The organism is Microbulbifer hydrolyticus, from assembly GCF_009931115.1.
In the GTDB taxonomy this organism is placed as follows: domain Bacteria; phylum Pseudomonadota; class Gammaproteobacteria; order Pseudomonadales; family Cellvibrionaceae; genus Microbulbifer; species Microbulbifer hydrolyticus.
Genome location: NZ_CP047491.1, coordinates 746,202 through 766,247, shown reverse-complemented (window position 1 = coordinate 766,247; position 20,046 = coordinate 746,202). Strand labels below are relative to the sequence as shown.

Annotated in this window: 19 protein-coding genes; 5 read left to right on the top strand and 14 right to left on the bottom strand. The window is 60.1% G+C overall.

Annotated features, from left to right (window positions below; all coding sequences use genetic code 11):
* Positions 1 to 15: 15 nt before the first annotated feature.
* From parE to GTQ55_RS03170, 11 genes are all read right to left on the bottom strand, one after another.
* The gene (parE, locus tag GTQ55_RS03220; RefSeq protein ID WP_161857443.1) at positions 16 to 1,902 is read right to left on the bottom strand and encodes a DNA topoisomerase IV subunit B; all 1,887 of its coding nucleotides are present in this window, start codon (positions 1,900 to 1,902) and stop codon (positions 16 to 18) included.
* Positions 1,903 to 1,957: 55 nt separating this feature from the next.
* Positions 1,958 to 2,617: a YqiA/YcfP family alpha/beta fold hydrolase gene (locus GTQ55_RS03215; protein WP_161857442.1), complete on the bottom strand. Its 660-nt coding sequence runs from the start codon at positions 2,615 to 2,617 to the stop codon at positions 1,958 to 1,960.
* Between the two features lie 63 nt (positions 2,618 to 2,680).
* The gene (locus GTQ55_RS03210; protein WP_161857441.1) at positions 2,681 to 3,343 is read right to left on the bottom strand and encodes a hypothetical protein; all 663 of its coding nucleotides are present in this window, start codon (positions 3,341 to 3,343) and stop codon (positions 2,681 to 2,683) included.
* Positions 3,344 to 3,541: 198 nt separating this feature from the next.
* Positions 3,542 to 4,345 (bottom strand): phosphodiesterase, encoded by an 804-nt coding sequence (locus GTQ55_RS03205; protein ID WP_237567798.1) that lies wholly within the window; start codon positions 4,343 to 4,345, stop codon positions 3,542 to 3,544.
* A gap of 58 nt (positions 4,346 to 4,403) precedes the next feature.
* Positions 4,404 to 4,931, bottom strand: a complete 528-nt coding sequence (locus GTQ55_RS03200; RefSeq protein ID WP_161857439.1) for a DUF1249 domain-containing protein — start codon at positions 4,929 to 4,931, stop codon at positions 4,404 to 4,406.
* Between the two features lie 168 nt (positions 4,932 to 5,099).
* The gene (locus GTQ55_RS03195; protein ID WP_161857438.1) at positions 5,100 to 5,726 is read right to left on the bottom strand and encodes an NUDIX domain-containing protein; all 627 of its coding nucleotides are present in this window, start codon (positions 5,724 to 5,726) and stop codon (positions 5,100 to 5,102) included.
* Positions 5,727 to 5,758: 32 nt separating this feature from the next.
* Complete coding sequence (locus tag GTQ55_RS03190; protein ID WP_161857437.1) at positions 5,759 to 6,319, bottom strand: DUF4136 domain-containing protein; 561 nt, start codon at positions 6,317 to 6,319, stop codon at positions 5,759 to 5,761.
* A gap of 107 nt (positions 6,320 to 6,426) precedes the next feature.
* On the bottom strand, positions 6,427 to 6,990 hold the full coding sequence (locus GTQ55_RS03185; RefSeq protein WP_161857436.1) for a DUF4136 domain-containing protein: 564 nt from the start codon (positions 6,988 to 6,990) through the stop codon (positions 6,427 to 6,429).
* 58 nt (positions 6,991 to 7,048) lie between these two features.
* Complete coding sequence (locus GTQ55_RS03180; RefSeq protein ID WP_161857435.1) at positions 7,049 to 9,409, bottom strand: PqiB family protein; 2,361 nt, start codon at positions 9,407 to 9,409, stop codon at positions 7,049 to 7,051.
* The gene (locus GTQ55_RS03175; protein WP_237567797.1) at positions 9,406 to 10,077 is read right to left on the bottom strand and encodes a paraquat-inducible protein A; all 672 of its coding nucleotides are present in this window, start codon (positions 10,075 to 10,077) and stop codon (positions 9,406 to 9,408) included. The genes GTQ55_RS03180 and GTQ55_RS03175 overlap by 4 nt, the downstream gene beginning before the upstream one ends.
* Positions 10,074 to 10,790 carry a paraquat-inducible protein A gene (locus GTQ55_RS03170; RefSeq protein WP_161857433.1) on the bottom strand — a complete coding sequence of 239 codons (717 nt, stop codon included), beginning with the start codon at positions 10,788 to 10,790 and terminating at the stop codon, positions 10,074 to 10,076. Before GTQ55_RS03170 ends, GTQ55_RS03175 begins: the two co-directional genes overlap by 4 nt.
* Positions 10,791 to 11,239: 449 nt before the next feature.
* On the opposite strand from GTQ55_RS03170, the gene GTQ55_RS03165 reads away from it, so the two are divergent.
* Together GTQ55_RS03165 and GTQ55_RS03160 are read left to right on the top strand one after the other, a co-directional pair.
* Positions 11,240 to 12,754, top strand: a complete 1,515-nt coding sequence (locus GTQ55_RS03165; protein WP_161857432.1) for a TolC family outer membrane protein — start codon at positions 11,240 to 11,242, stop codon at positions 12,752 to 12,754.
* A 144-nt stretch (positions 12,755 to 12,898) separates the two neighbouring features.
* A complete protein-coding gene (locus GTQ55_RS03160) occupies positions 12,899 to 13,927 on the top strand; it encodes an NAD-dependent epimerase (protein WP_161857431.1) in 1,029 nt (342 codons plus the stop codon).
* A gap of 20 nt (positions 13,928 to 13,947) precedes the next feature.
* Here GTQ55_RS03160 and GTQ55_RS03155 read toward each other — a convergent pair whose 3' ends face one another.
* Complete coding sequence (locus tag GTQ55_RS03155; protein WP_161857430.1) at positions 13,948 to 14,670, bottom strand: 3-deoxy-D-manno-octulosonic acid kinase; 723 nt, start codon at positions 14,668 to 14,670, stop codon at positions 13,948 to 13,950.
* Between the two features lie 207 nt (positions 14,671 to 14,877).
* Positions 14,878 to 15,777: a glycosyltransferase family A protein gene (locus GTQ55_RS03150; RefSeq protein ID WP_161857429.1), complete on the bottom strand. Its 900-nt coding sequence runs from the start codon at positions 15,775 to 15,777 to the stop codon at positions 14,878 to 14,880.
* Positions 15,778 to 15,968: 191 nt separating this feature from the next.
* Here GTQ55_RS03150 and GTQ55_RS03145 point away from each other — a divergent pair, with 191 nt between their 5' ends.
* Genes GTQ55_RS03145 through GTQ55_RS03135 form a run of 3 tightly spaced genes read left to right on the top strand, consistent with a single transcriptional unit; the run spans position 15,969 to position 18,476 of the window.
* Complete coding sequence (locus GTQ55_RS03145; protein WP_161857428.1) at positions 15,969 to 16,655, top strand: hypothetical protein; 687 nt, start codon at positions 15,969 to 15,971, stop codon at positions 16,653 to 16,655.
* Between the two features lie 30 nt (positions 16,656 to 16,685).
* A complete protein-coding gene (locus tag GTQ55_RS03140) occupies positions 16,686 to 17,552 on the top strand; it encodes a glycosyltransferase family 2 protein (RefSeq protein WP_161857427.1) in 867 nt (288 codons plus the stop codon).
* Positions 17,553 to 17,576: 24 nt separating this feature from the next.
* Positions 17,577 to 18,476 carry a glycosyltransferase gene (locus tag GTQ55_RS03135; protein ID WP_161857426.1) on the top strand — a complete coding sequence of 300 codons (900 nt, stop codon included), beginning with the start codon at positions 17,577 to 17,579 and terminating at the stop codon, positions 18,474 to 18,476.
* 95 nt (positions 18,477 to 18,571) lie between these two features.
* Here the strand turns inward: GTQ55_RS03135 and waaA are convergent, their stop codons facing one another.
* Positions 18,572 to 19,912 (bottom strand): lipid IV(A) 3-deoxy-D-manno-octulosonic acid transferase, encoded by a 1,341-nt coding sequence (gene waaA / locus GTQ55_RS03130; RefSeq protein ID WP_161857425.1) that lies wholly within the window; start codon positions 19,910 to 19,912, stop codon positions 18,572 to 18,574.
* Positions 19,913 to 20,046 lie beyond the last annotated feature (134 nt).

Sequence of the window (20,046 nt, the reverse complement as noted above, 5' to 3'; positions counted from 1 at the left end):
TTCGGGGCTTTCTGTTCAACTCACTTCGGCAAGGTTGCCCTTGCTCTCCAACCACTGCTTGCGGTCGCCGGCCCGTTTTTTCGCGAGCAGCATATCCAGCAGCTGGTTGCTGTTATCCCCGTCTTCGATAAACAGCTGAACCAACCGGCGGGTATTCGGATCCATGGTGGTTTCGCGCAGCTGCAGCGGGTTCATTTCACCGAGGCCCTTGAAGCGGGTAACCTGGATTTTGCCTTTCTTTTTCTCTGCCGCAATGCGGTCGAGAATCCCCTGGCGTTCGGCATCGTCCAGCGCATAGTAAACATCTTTACCGATATCGATACGGAAAAGTGGCGGCATGGCGACGTAAACGTGGCCACTGGTTACCAGCGGACGGAAATGGCGCAGGAACAATGCGCACAGGAGCGTGGCAATGTGCAAGCCATCGGAGTCCGCATCCGCGAGAATACAGATCTTGCTGTAGCGCAGCCCCTCCAGGTTGTCGCTGCCGGGGTCGACACCGAGGGCAACGGCGATATCGTGGACTTCCTGGCTGGCCAGGATCTCGCTGGAATCCACTTCCCAGGTATTCAGGATCTTGCCGCGCAGGGGCATGATCGCCTGAAACTCGCGGTCGCGCGCCTGCTTGGCAGAACCGCCGGCAGAGTCCCCTTCCACCAGGAACAGTTCCGAGCGGGTGGCGTCACCACTGGAGCAATCGGCGAGCTTGCCGGGCAGCGCCGGGCCCTGGGTAACTTTTTTGCGCGCGACTTTCTTGGCGGAACGCAGACGTTTTTGCGCATTGCCGATGCACAGCTCGGCGAGCTTGTCGCCGTCTTCGGTATGCTGGTTCAACCACAAACCAAACGCGTCCTTGGCCACGCCGGAAATAAATGCGGTGGCTTCGCGGGAGCTCAGGCGCTCCTTGGTCTGCCCGGAAAACTGCGGGTCCGCAAGCTTGGCGGAAAGCACATAGGAGCACTGGCTCCAGATATCTTCCGGCCCGAGTTTGACCCCGCGCGGCAGCAGGTTGCGGATTTCACAGTACTCGCGCATGGCATCGAGCAGGCCGGCGCGCAAGCCGTTCACGTGGGTGCCGCCCTGGGCGGTAGGAATCAAGTTCACGTAGGACTCGACGGTAACCTCACCGCCCTCCGGCAACCACTGCACCGCCCAGTCGGCCGCCTCGGTCTGCGCCGAGAAGTTACCGATAAAGGGCTCCGCCGGCAGCACTTCCCATCCCTGGTTTGCTGCCGCGAGGTAGTCCTTGAGACCGTCCTCGTAGTACCACTGGTCGGATTCGCCATCCTGCTCATTGATAAACGTGACATTCAGGCCGGGGCAGAGTACCGCTTTCGCCCGCAACAGGTGGCGCAGGCGCGGTACGGAAAACTTGTAGGAGTCGAAGTACTTCGGGTCCGGGAGAAAGCGCACACTGGTCCCGGTGGTGCGTTTGCCACACTCACCGACCACTTCGAGGTCTGAGGCCTTGTCACCGTTCTGGAAGCCAATGCGGTGCACTTTGCCCTCGCGCTGGATAGTGACTTCCAGCACCTTGGACAGGGCGTTCACCACCGACACCCCCACCCCGTGCAGACCACCAGAAAACTGGTAGTTGTCCTTGGAGAATTTGCCCCCGGCGTGCAGGGTGGAAAGAATCACTTCAACCCCCGGACGCCCCTGTTCCGGGTGAATATCCACCGGCATGCCGCGGCCGTCGTCGCTGACGGAAATAGAGTGGTCTTTGTGCAAAACCACTTCAATTTTCTTGGCGTGACCGGCGAGCGCTTCGTCGACACTATTGTCGATGACTTCCTGCGCCAGGTGGTTGGGACGGGTTGTCTCGGTGTACATGCCCGGACGTTTTTTCACCGGGTCCAGCCCCGTCAATACCTCGATATCTTCTGCGGAGTAATTGGCCATAGAGTTCTGTTCGCCGTGGCCGGCGCCTACTGCTTGGGGGTTATTATGGGTTTAGTCAGTTATTTGGAAACAGGAAATCTACCAGTGCGCCCGCGTACCGGGCAAATCCCTGGAAACTGTGATCACCACCATCTTCGACGGTCTGCCGCTGACCGCGGTAGAACTGCTCTGCCTCACGGCAGTCCAGTGTCTCATCTTCTCGCTGCGCCAGCAGCCAGTATCGACCGGTCAACGCCTCAGGTATCGCGCTTTCCAGCTGCCGCATGTTATCCACATCGGAGGCTTGCAGGCGGTAGGTATGCATCTCTCCACTGTAGGGCTTGAGGTCCTGCCCCAAATACTTGGGCATAAAGCGAGAGGGCGCGACCGCAGGATTTACCACTACAGCGGGCAGCTGGTGCTGCTCGGCCAGCCAGGTACTCCAGAAGCCGCCCATGGAGCTTCCCACCAGACCGATGGGACCGCGCTGATGGGCTTTGAAGTCTTTCAGCATGTTACCGAGTGCCATTGCGGCTTCTGCCGGGTAGGGCGAAATCAGCGGCGCATAGAAAACTATGTCCGGGCGAGATTCCCGCAGCCACTGTTTGAGCACCTGGCACTTGTAAGATTGCGGCGAAGACAGGAAACCGTGCAGGTAGATCAGCAAGGGGCGTCCGCCTGGCTGGCCTTCCGCGCTGGAATTATCCTGGTCTTGAAGAAGATCGTTTTGTGACATGGCGGGGATTATAGCGGCGACGCCGGCAGAAGTACCGGCGGCCGCCCCCCGAAAGAGAGAACTTTAGCGGAGAGACTCATCCAGACTGGCGAAAGCACGACGCAGGTCCACTTTCATATCCCGCCAGAAAGTCACGCTGGTGAAGCGTTCAAAGCGCCCACTGGGGCCAAGGTTGCCGAAGTTTTCCCCGATATCACGGCGGTCACTGAACCGCATTACAGCGTTGCCATTACGGTCCTTAAGCTCGCCGGAAAGTACCCCGTATGCGCTCTGGTCGGTATAGACCCGCCACAACCAGGGCTGCGGGTCGAGCGGCGCACCGAGTGAAAAACGGCTGAGATCGAGCTGCATCACGTAATCTGCTTCCGACTTGTCTGGCACCAGCGCACTGCGGCGTGGAGACAGAAAGCGCTCGCTGAATGTTTCACCCATCACGTCCTGCAGCTTTGCGATGTCTTTGTCCCGCAACTCATAGTCCTCTGCGCGCAGTGGCGAGCCGACATTCCGCGAGTGTTTGCTATACGCGACACCGACCGGCTCCAGATAGACCTTGGCGCCGCTCAAGTCAAAGGCGTATACGGCACTGACGCGATCCAGACCGGTACTACGGGGCAACAGCCCGTCCGCTTCATCTTCCGGAGTCGCTACCGGCTGTTGCACACAGCCCGTCGACAGAACCGCGACGAAAAGCAGGAAAGACAGAAATACTTGATGGATTGTCTGCATGGTGACCTCACTTCCTGATGAACACGTGTCATTGCGGGGGAGGGTGGCATTTACCCAGTCCGTTACCGCAGGAACCCGGTACCACTGAACCGCGAATTCAGGTGCCATTGTATGATAGACCGCCGGACATTGAGTCATGAACGGCAGGTTGGGGAGTGCAAGCAGGCAATTGACCCGGCATGAATGGATTGCGCGGGATCAGTACCCGGAGGAGGCGAGATCTACGCGGTATTCTTTAATGGCCACTCGCTCCACGCCGGTATCGTAACTGCCGTCATCACGCAGGTCGAACCAGCGGTAGCCGGGCATTTCGCTATCGACAGCAAACGGGCCACTGCCCGGAGTGAACTGTACGGAAGTGGAAGGCGTGGCATGCAGCCCAATATGGGCGAGCCGGCTGTCGAATTGCTGGTGCACATGACCCCACACGACCGAACGCACGTTGTCCGCAGCGCTTACCAGCTCGATAAACGCCTCGCGCCCGGCTTTCAACATATGGCCATCGATCCAGTGGCTGCCCACCGGCACGGGCTGGTGGTGCATCATCAGCATCACGGGGTGTTCGCGGTACTCCGCCAGCAGGTCCCGGATATGCGCAATCTCGTCACCGCTGAAACCGCCGCTGATCTGCCCGGGCACACTGGTGTCCAGCAACAGCAGGCGCCAGGCCCCTAACGACACCACCTGCGGGCGCCGCCTGGGGGCGAGTTCGTCCATTCTGTGGCGGTTGTCGTGGTTTCCTGGAAGCCAGTACCAGGGCGTAGTGATCGACTGCATCTTGTGCAGGAAACGGCGGTAGGATGCCTCGGAACCATTCGCAGAGACATCTCCGGTGACGACCATTAAATCGGCCGCAGCAGTATCCGTGGACACGGCAGCCAACACCTCATTGAGGGTGTGCCCGGTATCCAACCCCAGCAACTGGTAATCCGGCCGACCGCCAATGTGGGGGTCGGTGATCTGGATCAGCCGGTTTTCCGGTTGTACTGCATCGATATTCACTTTCTCACCTTGCCGAAACATCCATGTCCGCGTATACGATGCCCGGCCGGCGTCAGATTTAACTTCCGCGAAACGGGAGGTCTACCTCCGCGCGGCCATTTGCCAGGCAGTGCGCCAGCCATTCGCTCAGGTAGCGATTGACCTGCTGGCGCTCATCTTCGTTGTGCATCGCCGGGTTGGGGTAGCTGAAATTCAGCCCATCGCCCCCTACTGGCCCCTGGCCATCTACTGCCACCACTTCTGCCATACGCGCGTCATGATAGAGGCGTACGGTAATGGGTGGCGGCATCAGCCACTTATTGCCCCTATCACCGCTTTTCAGCGGGGAAGCGTGCAGGCACACCTCGGTGGTGTACCTGCTGCGCTCCAGCACAGCCACTTCCAGGGTGCCGTCCGGCATCTGATAGGACCAGCTCTGATTGCTTGCGAGCTCCGGCATCAACTTGCACAGGCGCAGGTAATTGGCATCGCAATCGGCATGATAGGTGGGCAGGTCCACGCGATAACGCTCCTTTGCGCCCTCTCGTGCACCCGTCCGGGCCTGCGATATTGCCTTGCTACGGCCAGTGCCTGCCGGTACCGCCATTATCGACACTCCTGTTGAGTCCGCGCCGTGATTGATCTCTCAAATTCCCCGCATTGCGATGGAATCACGGCATCGATGTACAGTTTTTCCATGCCCCGGCGGAAATTTGCTCCGGGCATGCATGACCTTGGCAGCATCCGCAGGGGGATTGCCATTTGTAGGTACCTATCAGCGCTGCAGGCGCTCGCGGTTCAGCTGCAACCACTGCAGGCTGATGATACTCGCGGCGTTATCAATGGCACTGTCGTCGCTGGCCACCGCTTCCAGCAACGTATCCAGCGGGAACACCCGCAGGCGGATGTCTTCGTGCTCGTCGGCCAGCCCGAAGTATCCCTCGACACCGTGCAAGTCAGCACAGGCGCAAAACAGGTGCATTCGCTCACAGGTGCCGCCGGGGCTTGGCAGGTAGCTGCGGATAAAGTGCAGATCCTGTACCTCCAGACCTGCCTCCTCCTGCAGTTCCCGGCGGGCGACGTCCTCCAGGGACTCACCCTCCTCGACCATGCCGGCGACCACCTCAAGGCACCAGGGGCCGTTCTCGCGCTCCAGGGCGCCGACCCGGAACTGCTCGGCAAGCGCGACAAGATGGCGCTCGGGGTCATACAGCAGCACCCCCACTGCGTGCCCGCGCACGAACAGCTCGCGGTCCATTTCGCCACCCCAGCCGCCGCGATAGAGGCGATGGCGCAGGCGCAGCTTTTGTATCTGGAAGAAACCGTCGTACATGGTCTTGCGGGAGATAATATCCACCGCACCGCGGGTAAACTGCGGCTTTAGATCCTTGTTGTCGCTCATGGAACCCGCCCTACATCCATTACATCAAACCGTCAGTCGTAACCAACATCGTTGTATGGCGGGAATTTCGCAAGAATCATCCCGGCTTCTTCCCGCAGGCGGAACAATTGTTGCTCCGGTGCATCGTAGCGACCTGCCACGGACGGCATGCTACCGCGCCACAGCGGCGCCTCTTCCGGCGACAGCACATCCACGATCAGCGAAGACTCCCGGTATTCACGCACTCGCAATGGTGCTCTCCAGCCAAAGCCAAAGTAGCGGTAGCCTCCGTAAATGCTGAAAGGGTCTTCATACACGGCTACCTTGTCGCTGCTGTATAACTGTACCCGCACCAGGAAATCCGCCTCTTCACGCGTTTCCGCGGGGCGATAACTGCCCTTCAACACGTCGTTGACGGCCTGGTTGGCACGTTTGCTTTCAAACGGTGACACAGGGCCATTGGCCAGGGTATCGAGCAGGTAATAACTGCGCAGGTTGGCAAACTGGAAGGCCGGGTCGTAATCCACCGCGACCGGGTTGGGGGTCGCGCAGCCGCCGAGGGCCAGGGCAAGCCCGAGGGCGACGACACGAAAAGTTCGAAGCAATGAAGCCATATGCTCTCCTGTAAGTGGTGTGAGCGTCCCGGCGTCCTTGCCGAACTGTTTTTGAAAATAACGCCTGTCTGTATGCTACCAGCGCAGGTTGCGGGTGCCAGCAGCCTTCAGCTGGCCGGGGGCAGATCCTTCAGCAACTCCCCCACCGCTTTGTTGAGGATGCGCTGGCGCTCGTTTTTGTCTTCCGGACGCGCCATCAACTTGGTCGCGCTACCGCCCCAGATGGGCATACCGTTGTGGGGGCCTATCCCCACGGAGAGGGTAACCCGCGGCGCACCGCTGCGGTCAGGCAGCTCGACCACACCACGCTGGGCGTTACTGTCGAATTGCGCGTCCCAGCTTTCATTCTCTTCCTCGCTGGCAAACTCTTCTTCAACCACCGCAATCTGGTATTCCACCACCATCTGGGCGCTATCCACGCTCTGTACCTGGCGGTAGCCACGGGACTGCAGCAAAGCACTCACCGTGCCGCGCAGCTCCGTGTCCAGTTCAACCAGCTGTGCCGGGGCTCCGGTGTCGCCGGTCAGCACTTCCGTCCCCCAGGCGTAGGTCTGGAAGCTTACCGGCGCAGTGCGCGGCTCAATCCGGTCGATCTGGGTGGGAGTGCCACAGCCTGTGAGCCCTGTAACCGTCAACAGGCCCGCAAGCAGGCTGGTTATTGTAATACGCATCCGTTCTCCGTTACTCGTATGAGATTTGCTCGATTCTCCGGCGCGCCCGTCAGGCGGCCTACTTGAAACTATCTTCCAGCGCCGGGTACAGCTCGATTTTGGGGCTCCACAGCAGCCATTCGTCTTCCGGTTCTCCATACAGTGGATAATGGCTGCCGGACTCCACTTCAAGACCCATCTCGGCGTTGTTCGGCGTGGCAAAAGCGATACCGCCAGCAAGCAGCGCCTGAGCTGACTCAGTGTGCACATCCAGTCCTGTCATCACGCCGAAGTTCACATCCACGCCACTGGCGTTCCAGAACTTGCTGTGTTCCCGCACCAGGGAGCGATATTCCGGCTCTATATAAACATAGATGTAAACCCGGTCCGCCAGTTCCCCGAGCTGATATCCCGTCACCTGCCCGACTTTGATCTGCCGGTAATATACCGGGCTGCCCCGCTTGAGCGACCCGCGGCGCGGCGCATCCAGAATCAGCGCCAGGCCCGGCATCATCATGGTATCCGCCAGATCCGGCTCCGGCTTGGCGGCGAGTGCGACGAAGTCGGTCTGTGGCTCGTTGCCGAGCCCCGGATCCAACTCCAGGAACGGGCCGGTCACCAGTGTATCCAGGTGATCCACACCGCCCAGCCCGATCTTCGGGCCCACCACCCACATGCGGGTGCCGGTACGGGCGAAACGCTCCGCCCGGCGGTACAGCCGCGCCTTGGCCCGCACGCCATCCAGCGCATAGTTCAGGCGCATACGGGTAATTTCCCCTACCTGTATCCCCCGGTAGCGCAGCGGCGAACCCACCTTCAGCCCCTCATCACCGGTAAGGTCGATGTAGATATTGATTCCTTCCTCGAGCGCTTCATCACGACTGCCGTAAAGACGGAAACTGTCACCGGAACGTGCGCGTGCGGCATTTTTGCTCTGGTGGGGACCGCTACCAAAGGCAATGCCACCGCGCACCACCGAAAGCAGGGCGTCAGTCTCCACTTTTATCCCCTGCAATCCGGCGCTCGCGCGGACGCCACTTACATTCCAGAAACGGCTGTCACTGTTCACCAGATGCGCGTAGCGTGGCTGAATGACCACATAAACGATAATGCTGGAACCGTCTTTTTTCAGCTCCATACCCTGCACGCGCCCCACCTCCACCTGGCGGTAATATACCGAGGCGCCGCGCTGTATCGACCCCGTGTTCTTGGCCGTAAGCCGCAGATGCAGGCCGGGAGTACGCTCATCCCGAGGCGGGGGCGAAGCTTCCGCTTCGAAGGTTCGGACGGAGCGATTCCCCGAGCGCAGATCCACCTCGATCCGGTTCCCCTTCAACAGGTCGTCTACCCCCGAAGTAAAATCCAGGGTAGGGGGCGCCAACCAGAATCGCGTGTTCTCCGTCAGCAGGTCGTCGGTGATCGGGTCCATCAAGACCTCGACTTCCATGCCATCAATGTTGCGGTTGGCTTTGACCGTGCTCACCTGCCCCACCGTAATCCCCTGGTAGATCACCTGGGTGGACCCTTCCGAGAGGCTGACACCGCGATCGAAATTGAGGGTGATGGGAATGCCGGCGTCCGCCTCGGCAAAACTTTTGTACAGTTTGAATTCGTTGCCATCTTCGGCTTTTGGAGACTGACGCTGGGCGTCCGGTGTATAGAAGCTCACCCCGCCGGCAATCAGGGATGCGAGCGACTCTACCTCCACGTTGACGCCGCTGATCCCACCCTGTATCGAGACCCCGGATGCATTCCAGAATCGACTTCCCCGGTGCACCAGGTGGGCATATTCGCGGCGAATAAACAGATCGATCTCCACCTCACTTGCGCCTTCCGCCAGCCGGTAACTTTCCACCTGCCCCACTTCCAGCTGGCGGTAGTACACCGGGGAACCGCGATTGAGAGACGCCAGACGGGGCGCCTTGAGGGTAACCCGCAGACCGTCACCACGAACATAAGCGGGCGGTTCGGGAACCGCGACAAAGTGCTTTTGTGTGGCGCCACTGCCGGGTTCGACGGCGATGTAGTTGCCGGAAACCAGTGTTTCCAGACCGCGCACACCGGTCAAAGACACCTCCGGCTTGACCAGCCAGAACTTGCTCCCCTGGGTCAGCAGGTAGGCCGCACTGCGATTAAAGGAAACCTCGGCCAATACCCCGTCCTGCCCGTTCAGCTCCTTGGCATTGGGCACCAGACGGAAATCATCCACGACGCCAATTTCTACCCCGGAATACTTTACCGCCGTCTTGCCTTTCACCAGCCCGTCACCGGTAGAGAACAGGATGGTGGCGCGAATATCCCCCTGGGTAAAATCCTTGTACAGCAGCCAGGCAGCAATAAGCGCCGCAACCAGCGGCAACAGCCAAACCAGCGAGAGGCCGCGACTGCGGCGCGCCAACCCTTCAGGCTGGGCGTCGTATTCCAACGGCGGTTCGCTCATCCATTCTCCCTGTGAGAGTCTTTGTCCGCATGTGTCTGCACAGCGGCCACTTTTTCTTCGTACACGTCCCAAACAAGACGCGGGTCAAATGCCCGTACCGCAAACATGGTCACCACCACGACCGAGGCAAAGGCGGTGCTACCGGCCCCTGCGGCGACATCGGCAATGGCACCCATGTCCACCAACGCAACCAGAATCGAGATCATAAACAGATCCAGCAGGGACCAGCGACCGATTGCATTCACTACCCGGTATATCCGCATGGCCTGGCGCGGCGACACTTCCAGACGCCGCTGTACAATCAGGCACAGAATCACCAGCCCCACCAGCTTCATCACTGGCACCGCTACGCTGGCCACAAATACAATCAGGGCAATACCCCAAAGGCCGTTGTGATACAGCTCCAGCGTCCCCCCGACAATGGTGCTGGGGTCACCTGAGCCCAGGTAAATGACCGTCATAACCGGCAGTACATTCGCCGGAATCAGCAATAGCGCACCGGTGATCGTCAGCGCCCAGGTCAACATAATGCTACTGTCCACGCGCCCGTGCATACGCGCGCCACAGCGCGGGCACAGGCAGGAGTCCGCCTGTGGTGCCCGCACCAACTGGCGACAACCCAGGCAGGTCCAGAATCCCTGAGACAAAGCGCGCGCCGGCCGGTTCACTGTGCACCCTTCACTTCCGGTCGGGCACCGGCTGCGGTACCCGCGGCCCGCCGGGCGAGTCGCGCCCAGACGGTTTCAGCATCAAACGACACCGTGGCCGCACTGGAGACAACCATCATCGCGACAAAACAGTAGAGCCCCGGCTCCACTGTCATCTTTCCCAGATCCGACATTTTTACCAGGGCAACGAGTATTCCGAGCATGTACACATCCAGCATGCCCCACTCCTGGAGGTGGTGGTACCAGCGCAAGGCCCGCGCCACCGGCTTCGCCAAGCGCGCCCAGGCACTACCCCAGCAGATGAACGCCAGCAGTAAAAACTTCCCCAGAGGCGCCACCACGCTGCAAAACAGAACCAGCGAGGCCAACCACAGGTAGCCCGCGGCAAACAGCGCCTGCACCCCGTTCATAAGGGTGTTTTCCGCGCCAAAAGAAAACATGGAGAATTCCAGCAGTGGCAGGGTGGCGGAGGGGATAAACAAAAGTAGGCCGCTCAGGCTCAGAGCCGCGGTATGGGCAACGCTGCGCGCCATATTCCGATGCAGTGTGGCACCGCAGCGCGCACAGGTCAGCCGCTCACCAACCGGGGCGTGCGCCCGGGTGAGCAAGAGATCGCACTGGTGGCAGGCACGCTTCCACTCCTGCGCCCGCTCACGGAGCCCGCTCCGCGCAGATGCCGCGCCTTGTATGCCCTGACGGGATTCTTGCCCCATGCTCCTTCCAACTCTGCTCACTGCCCCGAGCATTTCCAATCGCGACTGCATCCAGCTGCATACCCCAACGCGTCAGAGTTTCCGGGAAGTGGCGTGGAGTACGGCTCGCGGACCGCGCATCGGGAACCTTTTGTAACTGGACGCACATTCGCGTCCGTTTAACGAAGATATACCAATTTGCGCCGGTCGTCGCCTCGACGCTCCTGCAGCCGAGAGGTACACTCTCGCGACCGCAGGCCCGAACTCCGTCTTTAAAACGGGTGCACCACCCTCCAAGCGAGGGTATCGCACGCCGGGCCAAGCCAGCGCCGCCTTCAGAGCACATTACAGACTGGCTCCATAATCCTTTAAAAAAGGGAAAGCGGGGTTTACAGGAAAGCAGTAGGCGTTGCACTCAGCCGGCGCCACGGAAACTTGAAGACCGCAGCTGTCACAGGAAATCAACAGTAATGACAAGAAGTGCAAAGGGGCGCCTCGCCCAGCGTATTGGCCGCCCGATCAAATCTCTGCTCGCCGCCACCGTCATGGGACTTGGCACCAGTTTCGCTGCCATGCAGGCCCAGGCCGACACCCTGTGGGAAATCTACCTGCAGGCACTGGACAACGACCCGCAACTGGCCGCGGATCGCGCCGCTTACCGTGCCGGCCTGGAGGCGAAGAACCTCGGCCGCTCCGCGCTGCTGCCGCAGGTGAATGCCTCTGCGGAAGCCAGCAAAACCAAGACTGACTTCAGTTCGGTAGGTACCCAGTTCGACAACACCACCGGCGCCCTTTTCGGCTTCACCACCAGAGGCGACAGCGACGTCGATAGCACCAGTTATGGCGCGCGCCTGGATCAGGCGCTGTTCGATCTGCCAGCCTGGTTCGGCTACAAGCAGGGCAAGACGGTGAGCGAGCAGGCCACCGCAGAGTTCAGCGCTAATCAGCAGGACATGATGGTGCGCGTCGCTGCGGCCTATTTCGACGTGCTGCGCGCGCACGACGTGCTGGAGGCGGCCCTTGCCGAAGAAGAGGCCCTGGCCAAGCAGCTGGAGCAGACCCAGCAGCGCTTCGAGGTGGGCCTGACTGCCATCACCGACGTCTACGACTCCCGCTCTGCCTATGACAGTGCCGTGGCCCGTCGCCTCACCGCCCAGGACGACCTGTTGAGCAACTTTGATGCGCTGTCCGTACTGACCGGACGCGATCACGACGTGGTCGCCCCACTGCAGCCCGGTTTCACCGTGGCGGCACCGGACCCCGCAGATCGCGCCTCCTGGGTGGAATTTGCCCTGGCCAACAACTTCTCCCTCAAGGCCGCACGCCTGTCGGCAGACGCCGCCCGCTACGGTGCCCGCGCTGCCGCGGCCGATCACCTGCCGACACTGACTGGCTCGCTGAGCTACAGAAATATCGACGAAGATGGCGAGCGCAATTCGGTAACCAGCGCCGAGGGGCGCGGCAGCGTAAGATCTTCGATCCCGATTGACGGCAGCACCGAGATTTCGATTGCCGCCATTAGCTTTAACATGCCGCTATACAGTGGCGGCCGCCTCAGCGCCAGCCGCCGCGAGGCGCGCAACCAGGCATTTCAGGCCGAGGACATCCGCAACCTGACCGAGCGCAACACCATTCAGGACACCCGCACCCTGCACCGGGCGGTTACTACCGATACCAGCCGGGTGGAAGCGCGCGAGCAGGCGGTTATTTCCGCCAAGAGTGCCCTCGACGCCACCCAGGCGGGTTACGAGGTGGGCACCCGCAACATCGTCGATGTGCTACTCGCGCAGCGCACCCTGGCCCTGGCCAAGACCGACTACGCCAATGCGCTGTATGACTACATCCTGAACACCCTCAACCTGAAGCTGGTGGCCGGCCTGCTGGCCCCGGAAGACCTGCAGCAGCTGGACGCAAGCCTGAACCCGGCGAGCCCGGTTTCCCGCGCCCACATCCTCGATAGCGGCGCCGCAAGCTTCAGCAAATAACCTACACAGGGCACAGAAATAGAAGGCCGGCACTGCTATAGTGCCGGCCTTTTTTGTGGGCTGACTACAATTGCGAAACACTCCCGGAATCCTGCCGGGACCGTCACCCTCGTTTTCACAGACTTTTGCGAACTGACGAAATTCATGAAGTATCTGGTTACCGGCAATGCGGGCTTTATCGGCTTTCACGTGGCAAAAGCCCTGATATCACGGGGCGACTCGGTGGTGGGCGTGGACAACGTCAACGACTACTACGACACCAGTCTCAAGGAAGACCGCCTGCAGGCGCTTGAGCAGATCGCCAGCCGGCAGGGCGGCGATGTCGAGTATGAGTTTGTGCGCGCCAATATCGCCGATAAAACGGCGATCGACGACTGCTTCCAACGCCACGACTTCGACCGGGTGATTCACCTGGCCGCGCAGGCTGGGGTACGCCACTCCATCGAGCACCCGGAGGCGTACGTCGAGAGTAACCTCATCGGTTTTTTCAACCTGCTCGAGGCCTGCCGCCACGCGAAAACACCGCACCTGTCCTATGCCAGTACCAGCAGTGTGTACGGCGGCAACACCAGCATGCCGTTCAGCGAGGACCACGGGGCAGACCACCCACTGCAGTTCTACGCAGCCACCAAGCGCGCCAACGAACTGATGGCGCACAGTTACAGCCACCTGTTTCAACTGCCCACCACCGGACTGCGTTTTTTTACCGTGTACGGCCCATGGGGCCGCCCGGACATGGCCCTGTTCAAGTTCACCCGCCTGATTCTCGAGGGCAAACCCATTCCGGTGTTCAACCATGGCCATCACAGCCGGGACTTCACCTACATCGACGACATCGTAGAGGGTGTCATCAAGTCTTCGGACCAGATCGCCAGCGCAGATCCCGACTGGTCCAGCGCAGCACCAACACCGGCCACCAGTAATGCACCATACCGGGTTTTCAATATCGGTAATGGCAACCCGGCCCAGCTTTCCGCATACATCGATGCACTCGAGGAAGCCCTGGGGAAAAAGGCCGTCCGCGAAATGCTGCCGATGCAGCCGGGCGACATTCCCGACACTCACGCAGACACCCGCAAACTGCAACAGGCGATCGGCTATCGGCCGGACACCAGCGTGCGTGAAGGGGTACAAAAATTTGTGGAGTGGTACCGGGACTACTATTCCGTGTAGCGCCCGGCGCCTTTTTTTGATTAGCCCGCGGCTGCGGCGTAGCCCCTTTCAAGGGCCTGCCAATTGTCACTGGAAAAGTGAAACGGTGAGAGCCGCCCCTGCAACTTGTCGAGGGAGCGCCGCAGTCTGGCCACATTGGATAGCGCATCCTGACGGGAAAGGGCTTTTCGCATTACCCCCTTGTCGAAATCAATCAGGTAAAAGTCACCACTTCCGGTCAGCAGAATATTGTTGGCATTCAGATCTGCGTGGTAGACGTTCTTTGCGTGAAAATGCGCGATCAGACCGCCCAGCTTTTCCCAGCTCGCGTTATCCAGCGTTTTTTCACACAGCACTTCGGTCAGCGTTTTCGAATCCGCAACACGCTCGGTAATCATCGCGCCTCGATAAGCCAGCGGGGGAACGCTGACGCAGCGCGCCGCAACCGGCCGTGGAACAGGCAGGCCCAGCTCACGCATTTCACGCAACATGTTGAATTCGCGCCATACCCGGGTATTGGGCAGGCGACTGTAGAGGTAGGACTTTTCCACCAGACGACCTGCGAGACCACCGCGATGATACTGCTTGAACACCAGCTCCACGCCGTTGTACTCAAACATTACCGCCTTGCCACGCTCCACCAGCGCACAGTGGCTGTTGGCTTGCAACCATTCTCGATGGAAAAGCTTCTCACAGTCCGCGCCGACGATTTCATCGTCGTAGATAAGTCTGGCGCGCCCGCTTTTGAATTGCCGATACCCCACCGGAAATCCCCTCAAAACACAGTGAAACATCGACCAGCACAAATTGCCGGGCCTGTGACCTGTGTTATTTAACTGTTGTAAATTCTGGTAATTCTAACGCCTGAGCGCAGATATCCACAGCGCTCAGCCCAAGAGCATCTCTCGAAAGTGCATCTCGACGGCGCACCTCGAATAACGAGCCAGGAAAATATGGCCAGGGAAGCCGGATCAGGAAAACAGCCCGCGTACTTTTCGCTCCGCACGGTCCAGCAACTTGAGCCAGCCGGCACCCTGCATGGGGTCATATGCCCATGGCGTCTTGATTTTTCCGCGGGTCGTCTTCAGACACTCTTCCGCGACCGGCAATCGCGCGGGCTCCGCCGATTTTAATGCCTCAACGTCCTGATCGCTCATTATTTCCAGCGGATACAGCCCGCAGCGACGTGACCACTCACCAAAACGCAGCGCCAAAGACTTCTGCTTGCCACGATAGGCCCGCCCGTTGGGCAGCCACATGGAAAATGGCGCGCGCATTCGCGCCATACGGCAGAAAATTTTTGCCGCCTTGCGGTTATTGACCGACTCTCCCACTTCAAAATGCCAGTCCACCGCGCGCAAGCGGCGTGGGTCAGCGATGAGCAACGCTGAAAACCAGGTGCCCGTGGAGCGCTTGCGCGGATACCAGAACCAGAAGTTGCGCCCAGCATCGAAACGAAAATCCCGATCTGCCTTCTTTTTCAGGGAGATACCCCGCACGAACGCCGGGGAGATGAAACCCAGATCCGGTTGCCGGGCAAAGCTCTGCCTCAGCTCCTCTATGTCTTTGTCTGACAGGGGGCGCACCATCTGGGTATCGTCCTGCAGGAAGCAGATCAGCTCGTCGTCGGACGCCATTTCAAAGGCGGCCTGCATATTGGCGTACAGCCCGCCGAGCTTGTGACCGGACTCTGCGGTCTTATCCACTACCCGGTGCCGCTCACCAACCTCAGCCAGAACCCGGCGGGTATCCGGGTCGTCACTGCCGTCATCGATGACCGTCAATCCGCATTGCGGTGCGCAGGCCTCGATGGAACGAATGCAGTTCTCAAGAAAGGGGCCTCTGTTGTAGGAGAAAACAAAAATATGCATTTCTCGGCGTCCGTGGAAATTTCGCGCAGCATACCAGAAGTCGACCCACACTGGTCGTGAGCCGATCATCACTTGCAGGCACCACCGCGGTCGCGCACTAAGATAGACGCAGGGTGCAGTTACCGGGAAAAAGCCCTAGAATGCGCCGTTTTGTGCCACGGATTCGGCTCAGCACATACCCCGAGACCAGTATGGCCAAGCACTTCGTCATCACCGGCTGCGGCCGATCCGGCACTACTTACACCGCCAGACTTCTCAGTCAACTGGGGTGCCAGTGCACCCATGAGAAATTCTTTACCGGCAGCAAACCGTCACCGTTGCGAGGCCTGCTCGCCCGCGGAGGCCTGCACCAACTGGGGTGGAAGCCGCCGGTCATCGGCGAGGCAGCGTGGGAGGCCGCTCCGTGGCTACCCCTGCTCGCGGACAGCACACAGGTCTTCCACCAAATCAGGCATCCGCTGGAGTTCATCCGCTCGCGCCAGAAAAAGGGCTGGGTACACGGCCGTTTCCGCAATCGCCATCTGCCGCACATCCCCAAGATGAACAAAGCCGAGTTCGCCGCCCTGCCCCTGGAGCAACAGGCCGCATGGCTGGCCCGGTTCTGGATCGACTGGAATGCACTGGTAGAATCGAGGTCTCGGAACAAGGCATACCTGCGCTACCGGATCGAGGACTTCGACCTACCGCTCCTGCTGCGCATCCTGGATAGGATCGAGTTCAGCTACCGGCAGGATGAGGTCGAGGAGACCTTCAACAGTCTCCCCCGAAATGTGAACACTCGCGGCCAGAAACGTGAAGATATCACTCTGGATCTGCTGCCCGGCGAACTGCGCGAAGAGCTGGCGCGGGCGGCCGATCGCTATGGCTATACACTCTGACACTGTTTGATTGCACTGGAATTACCCACCATGAAGATCTCCGTCATCATGACGACCTATAACTCCCCAGTCTGGCTGGAGAAGGTGCTTTGGGGGTATAGCTGCCAGAGCGTACCGCCACTGGAAGTAATCGTGGCGGACGATGGCTCCGGCCCGGAAACCGCCAAACTGGTAGCGCGTATGCGCAGCGAAACCGGGCTGGATATTCGCCATGTCTGGCAGAAAGATGACGGCTTCCGCAAATGCCGCATCCTCAACAAGGCCATTCTCCAGGCCCGAGGCGACTACATCGTATTCACCGATGGGGACTGTATTCCGCGCGCGGACTTCCTCGCGGTGCACGAACGCCGTGCTGCCCCCGGGTATTTCCTATCCGGCAGCTATTTCAAGCTGCCCATGAGTACCAGCGAAGCGATAACCCGTGAAGATATTCTCAGCGGGCGCTGTTTTGATTACGCCTGGCTCAAAGCCAATGGTCTGAAAACCCGGCGGAAAACCCTGAAACTGCGCGCCAGTGCCCGCTGGGCACCTCTGCTCAACCGCCTCACACCGACTGCCTGCAACCTGAAAGGCTCCAATGCCTCAGCCTGGCGGGAAGATATTCTCAAGGTCAATGGCTTTGATGAGCGAATGGCCTGGGGTGGCCTCGACCGGGAGTTTGGCGTGCGCCTGGAAAACCTGGGAATCAAGCCGCGCCATGTGCGTTTCGACGCGATCTGCGTTCACCTCGATCACCCCCGAGGCTATGCAGACCCGGAAATTGTTGCCCGCAACAAAGCCCTGCGTGTACGCGTCGCCAAAGAAGGCATTGTTGAAACACCGCAGGGCATACGCCAGTTAATCGAAAACGGCTACAGCCCGAATGATCACGAGCTGAATAAGCAACCCACCCCCTGACAGCCTTCGTAAAAGAGCTTCACCATGGATGCAACCACCCCGAAAAAACACTGGTCGGACCCGATTGTCAGTCGCTTCTTGCGCCTGGCTGCCAGCGGCTGGATCCCCGCCTCACTGTTTCAGAAACCACTGCCGAAGAAAAGCGAGCGTGCAGCGCGCACCGGTGTGCTGGATATCGAGATTGTCAGCCACTGCTGGCAGTACTCCCACTTCCTGGTTTACCAGCTGAGCTCGCTGGTACTCTACCCGCCTTCCAAGGCCACGGTCACCATGACCGTCTACTACAACCGTGAAGACACCCGCACTGCGGCGGTTCTCGACTTTTTTGCAAAGCAGCAAGTGCCGGGGGTGACCTGGAACTGGTGCGAACTACCGAAAGAATCCCTGTATCGTCGGGCCATTGGTCGCAATGAGGCGGCACTGGCCACCAAGGCGGACTGGATCTGGTTTACGGACTGTGACCTGATGTTCCGCGAAGGCTGTATCGACACCCTTGCCGAGTTGCTGCAGGGGCGGCAGGACAGCCTGGTGTTTCCGTCCCGAGAGCGCATCACCTCACTGCTTGCCGACGACGACCCCATGCTGAATTTTGACCCGTCGGAGTTGCGCGTGATCGGAATCGACGACAGCCGGTTTGTCGAGCAAACCCGCGACCGCGCTACCGGCCCGCTACAGATAGCGCACGGTGATATCGCCCGTGCGGGCGGCTACTGCGATAGCCTGAGCTACTATCAGAAGCCTGCCGACAGCTGGTGCAAGGCGCATGAAGACCGCGCCTTCCGCTGGCTACTGGGCACACAGGGCGAGCCCCTGGACATCCCCGGGGTTTACCGTATCCGCCATGTGAGCAAGGGCCGCTATACCGGCAGTAAATTGAATACCCAGATTCGCAGCAAAGTGCGCAAGGCGACCGACAAACACTGAACCGGGACATGTCCCCTTTGAGGGTTGATCACAGCAAATAAAAAGGCCGGGCGCTTTCGCGACCGGCCTTTTTCGGGGCCCATATCCAGTAGCCCTCAATAGCCCTGCATCAGCGTCTCCACCTCACTGACGGTGCGCGCCAGGGCACCGCTGTTCTGTGCGGCCACTTCACGGGCGCGGGCGCCAGCAACCTCGCGGCCCTGGTCATCGCGCAGCCAGTCGCCCACCTGTTGCGCCAGCCCTGCGGCATCTTCACACACGACCAGCCCACCGACTTCTTCCATCAGCCCTGAAACGGTACTGAAATTGTGCAGATAGGGCCCGCAGACCACCGGCACGCCCCAGGCCGCCGGCTCGATCATGTTGTGCCCGCCCACCGGCACCAGGCTGCCCCCAACGAACGCTACGTCACAGGCACCATAAAAACGCAGTAACTCACCCATGGTATCGCCCAGCAGAACGCGGTCTCCCATACCCGGCGGGGTCCCATCACTGCGCCGCACCACCCGCAAGCCCTGATCGCGACACAGTCGCGCCACACTGTCAAAACGCGTTGGATGGCGCGGCACAAGTACCAGCAACAGCTGGGGAAACTCTGCACACAGGGCCGCGTAAGCCTGCAACACAATTTCGTCTTCTCCCGCATGTGTGCTCGCCGCCAGCCACACGGGGCGGCTTCCGGCACTCTGCCACTGATGCGAAAGCGCCTGCGCTTCACTGACCAGCCCGGAACCAATGTGCAGGTCAAATTTGATATTGCCCACCGCAGAGACCTTTTCTAGAGGCACCCCCAGCTTGATGAAACGCTCCGCATCTGCCGGGTATTGCGCTACCACCCTGGTGAGGTGACTCAGCATCTCCCGGCTCAGTCGGGAAAAATGCCCGTAGCCGCGCGCGGACTTCTCGCTCAGGCGTCCGTTGACCAAAACTGCAGGTATTTGCCGCTTGCTGCACACCGCAAGGAGGTTAGGCCAGAGTTCAGTCTCCATACTCACAAGAATATTGGGACGCAATGCATCGAGAAATGGCGTCAGGCACTCCGGCAGGTCAAACGGCAGGTAATAGTGCAGCAAGCGCCCGTTGAGAATCGGCTCCAGCGCATCATGTACACGCTGGGAACCGGTGGGCGTGGTGGTAGTGACCAGCCACTGCCAGCGCGGGTGACGCGCCGCCAGCGATTCGATCAGTGGAACAGCCGCCAGGGTCTCTCCCACAGAGACCGAATGGATCCAGATCAGCGGTGCCCGGCTCGCACGGTCCGGCACCACACCAAAACGCTCGCGCCAGCGCCGGCGCGTCTCAGGGCGTTTGGGCACCAGCCCAAACCGCTCACTCCAGCGCTTGCGGTAGGCCGGGTCGGCGCGGCCGCGCCACCAGAGATGCAGTAGCATCAGCGGGAGGGAAAGCCGGAAAAACCAGGTATAAAGATGGCGCATCAAGGTTACAGCTGAAGCCCGTTAAGGTTGTCAGAGTGGGGACAAATTCCGTGGATTTGAACCCTGTGTTTGGTAGCATTCTACCCCATATACGCGCCACGCCGGTGCAACCCACGTCCTGCAGTGTCGAACTC

What these genes read in the sequence shown, in the direction of transcription:
- parE (WP_161857443.1), bottom strand. Translation starts at nt 1,902, where the DNA reads ATGGCCAATTACTCCGCAGAAGATATCGAGGTATTGACGGGGCTGGAC.
- GTQ55_RS03215 (WP_161857442.1), bottom strand. Translation starts at nt 2,617, where the DNA reads ATGTCACAAAACGATCTTCTTCAAGACCAGGATAATTCCAGCGCGGAA.
- GTQ55_RS03210 (WP_161857441.1), bottom strand. Translation starts at nt 3,343, where the DNA reads ATGCAGACAATCCATCAAGTATTTCTGTCTTTCCTGCTTTTCGTCGCG.
- GTQ55_RS03200 (WP_161857439.1), bottom strand. Translation starts at nt 4,931, where the DNA reads ATGGCGGTACCGGCAGGCACTGGCCGTAGCAAGGCAATATCGCAGGCC.
- GTQ55_RS03195 (WP_161857438.1), bottom strand. Translation starts at nt 5,726, where the DNA reads ATGAGCGACAACAAGGATCTAAAGCCGCAGTTTACCCGCGGTGCGGTG.
- GTQ55_RS03190 (WP_161857437.1), bottom strand. Translation starts at nt 6,319, where the DNA reads ATGGCTTCATTGCTTCGAACTTTTCGTGTCGTCGCCCTCGGGCTTGCC.
- GTQ55_RS03185 (WP_161857436.1), bottom strand. Translation starts at nt 6,990, where the DNA reads ATGCGTATTACAATAACCAGCCTGCTTGCGGGCCTGTTGACGGTTACA.
- GTQ55_RS03180 (WP_161857435.1), bottom strand. Translation starts at nt 9,409, where the DNA reads ATGAGCGAACCGCCGTTGGAATACGACGCCCAGCCTGAAGGGTTGGCG.
- GTQ55_RS03170 (WP_161857433.1), bottom strand. Translation starts at nt 10,790, where the DNA reads ATGGGGCAAGAATCCCGTCAGGGCATACAAGGCGCGGCATCTGCGCGG.
- GTQ55_RS03165 (WP_161857432.1), top strand. Translation starts at nt 11,240, where the DNA reads ATGACAAGAAGTGCAAAGGGGCGCCTCGCCCAGCGTATTGGCCGCCCG.
- GTQ55_RS03160 (WP_161857431.1), top strand. Translation starts at nt 12,899, where the DNA reads ATGAAGTATCTGGTTACCGGCAATGCGGGCTTTATCGGCTTTCACGTG.
- GTQ55_RS03150 (WP_161857429.1), bottom strand. Translation starts at nt 15,777, where the DNA reads ATGCATATTTTTGTTTTCTCCTACAACAGAGGCCCCTTTCTTGAGAAC.
- GTQ55_RS03145 (WP_161857428.1), top strand. Translation starts at nt 15,969, where the DNA reads ATGGCCAAGCACTTCGTCATCACCGGCTGCGGCCGATCCGGCACTACT.
- GTQ55_RS03140 (WP_161857427.1), top strand. Translation starts at nt 16,686, where the DNA reads ATGAAGATCTCCGTCATCATGACGACCTATAACTCCCCAGTCTGGCTG.
- GTQ55_RS03135 (WP_161857426.1), top strand. Translation starts at nt 17,577, where the DNA reads ATGGATGCAACCACCCCGAAAAAACACTGGTCGGACCCGATTGTCAGT.
- waaA (WP_161857425.1), bottom strand. Translation starts at nt 19,912, where the DNA reads ATGCGCCATCTTTATACCTGGTTTTTCCGGCTTTCCCTCCCGCTGATG.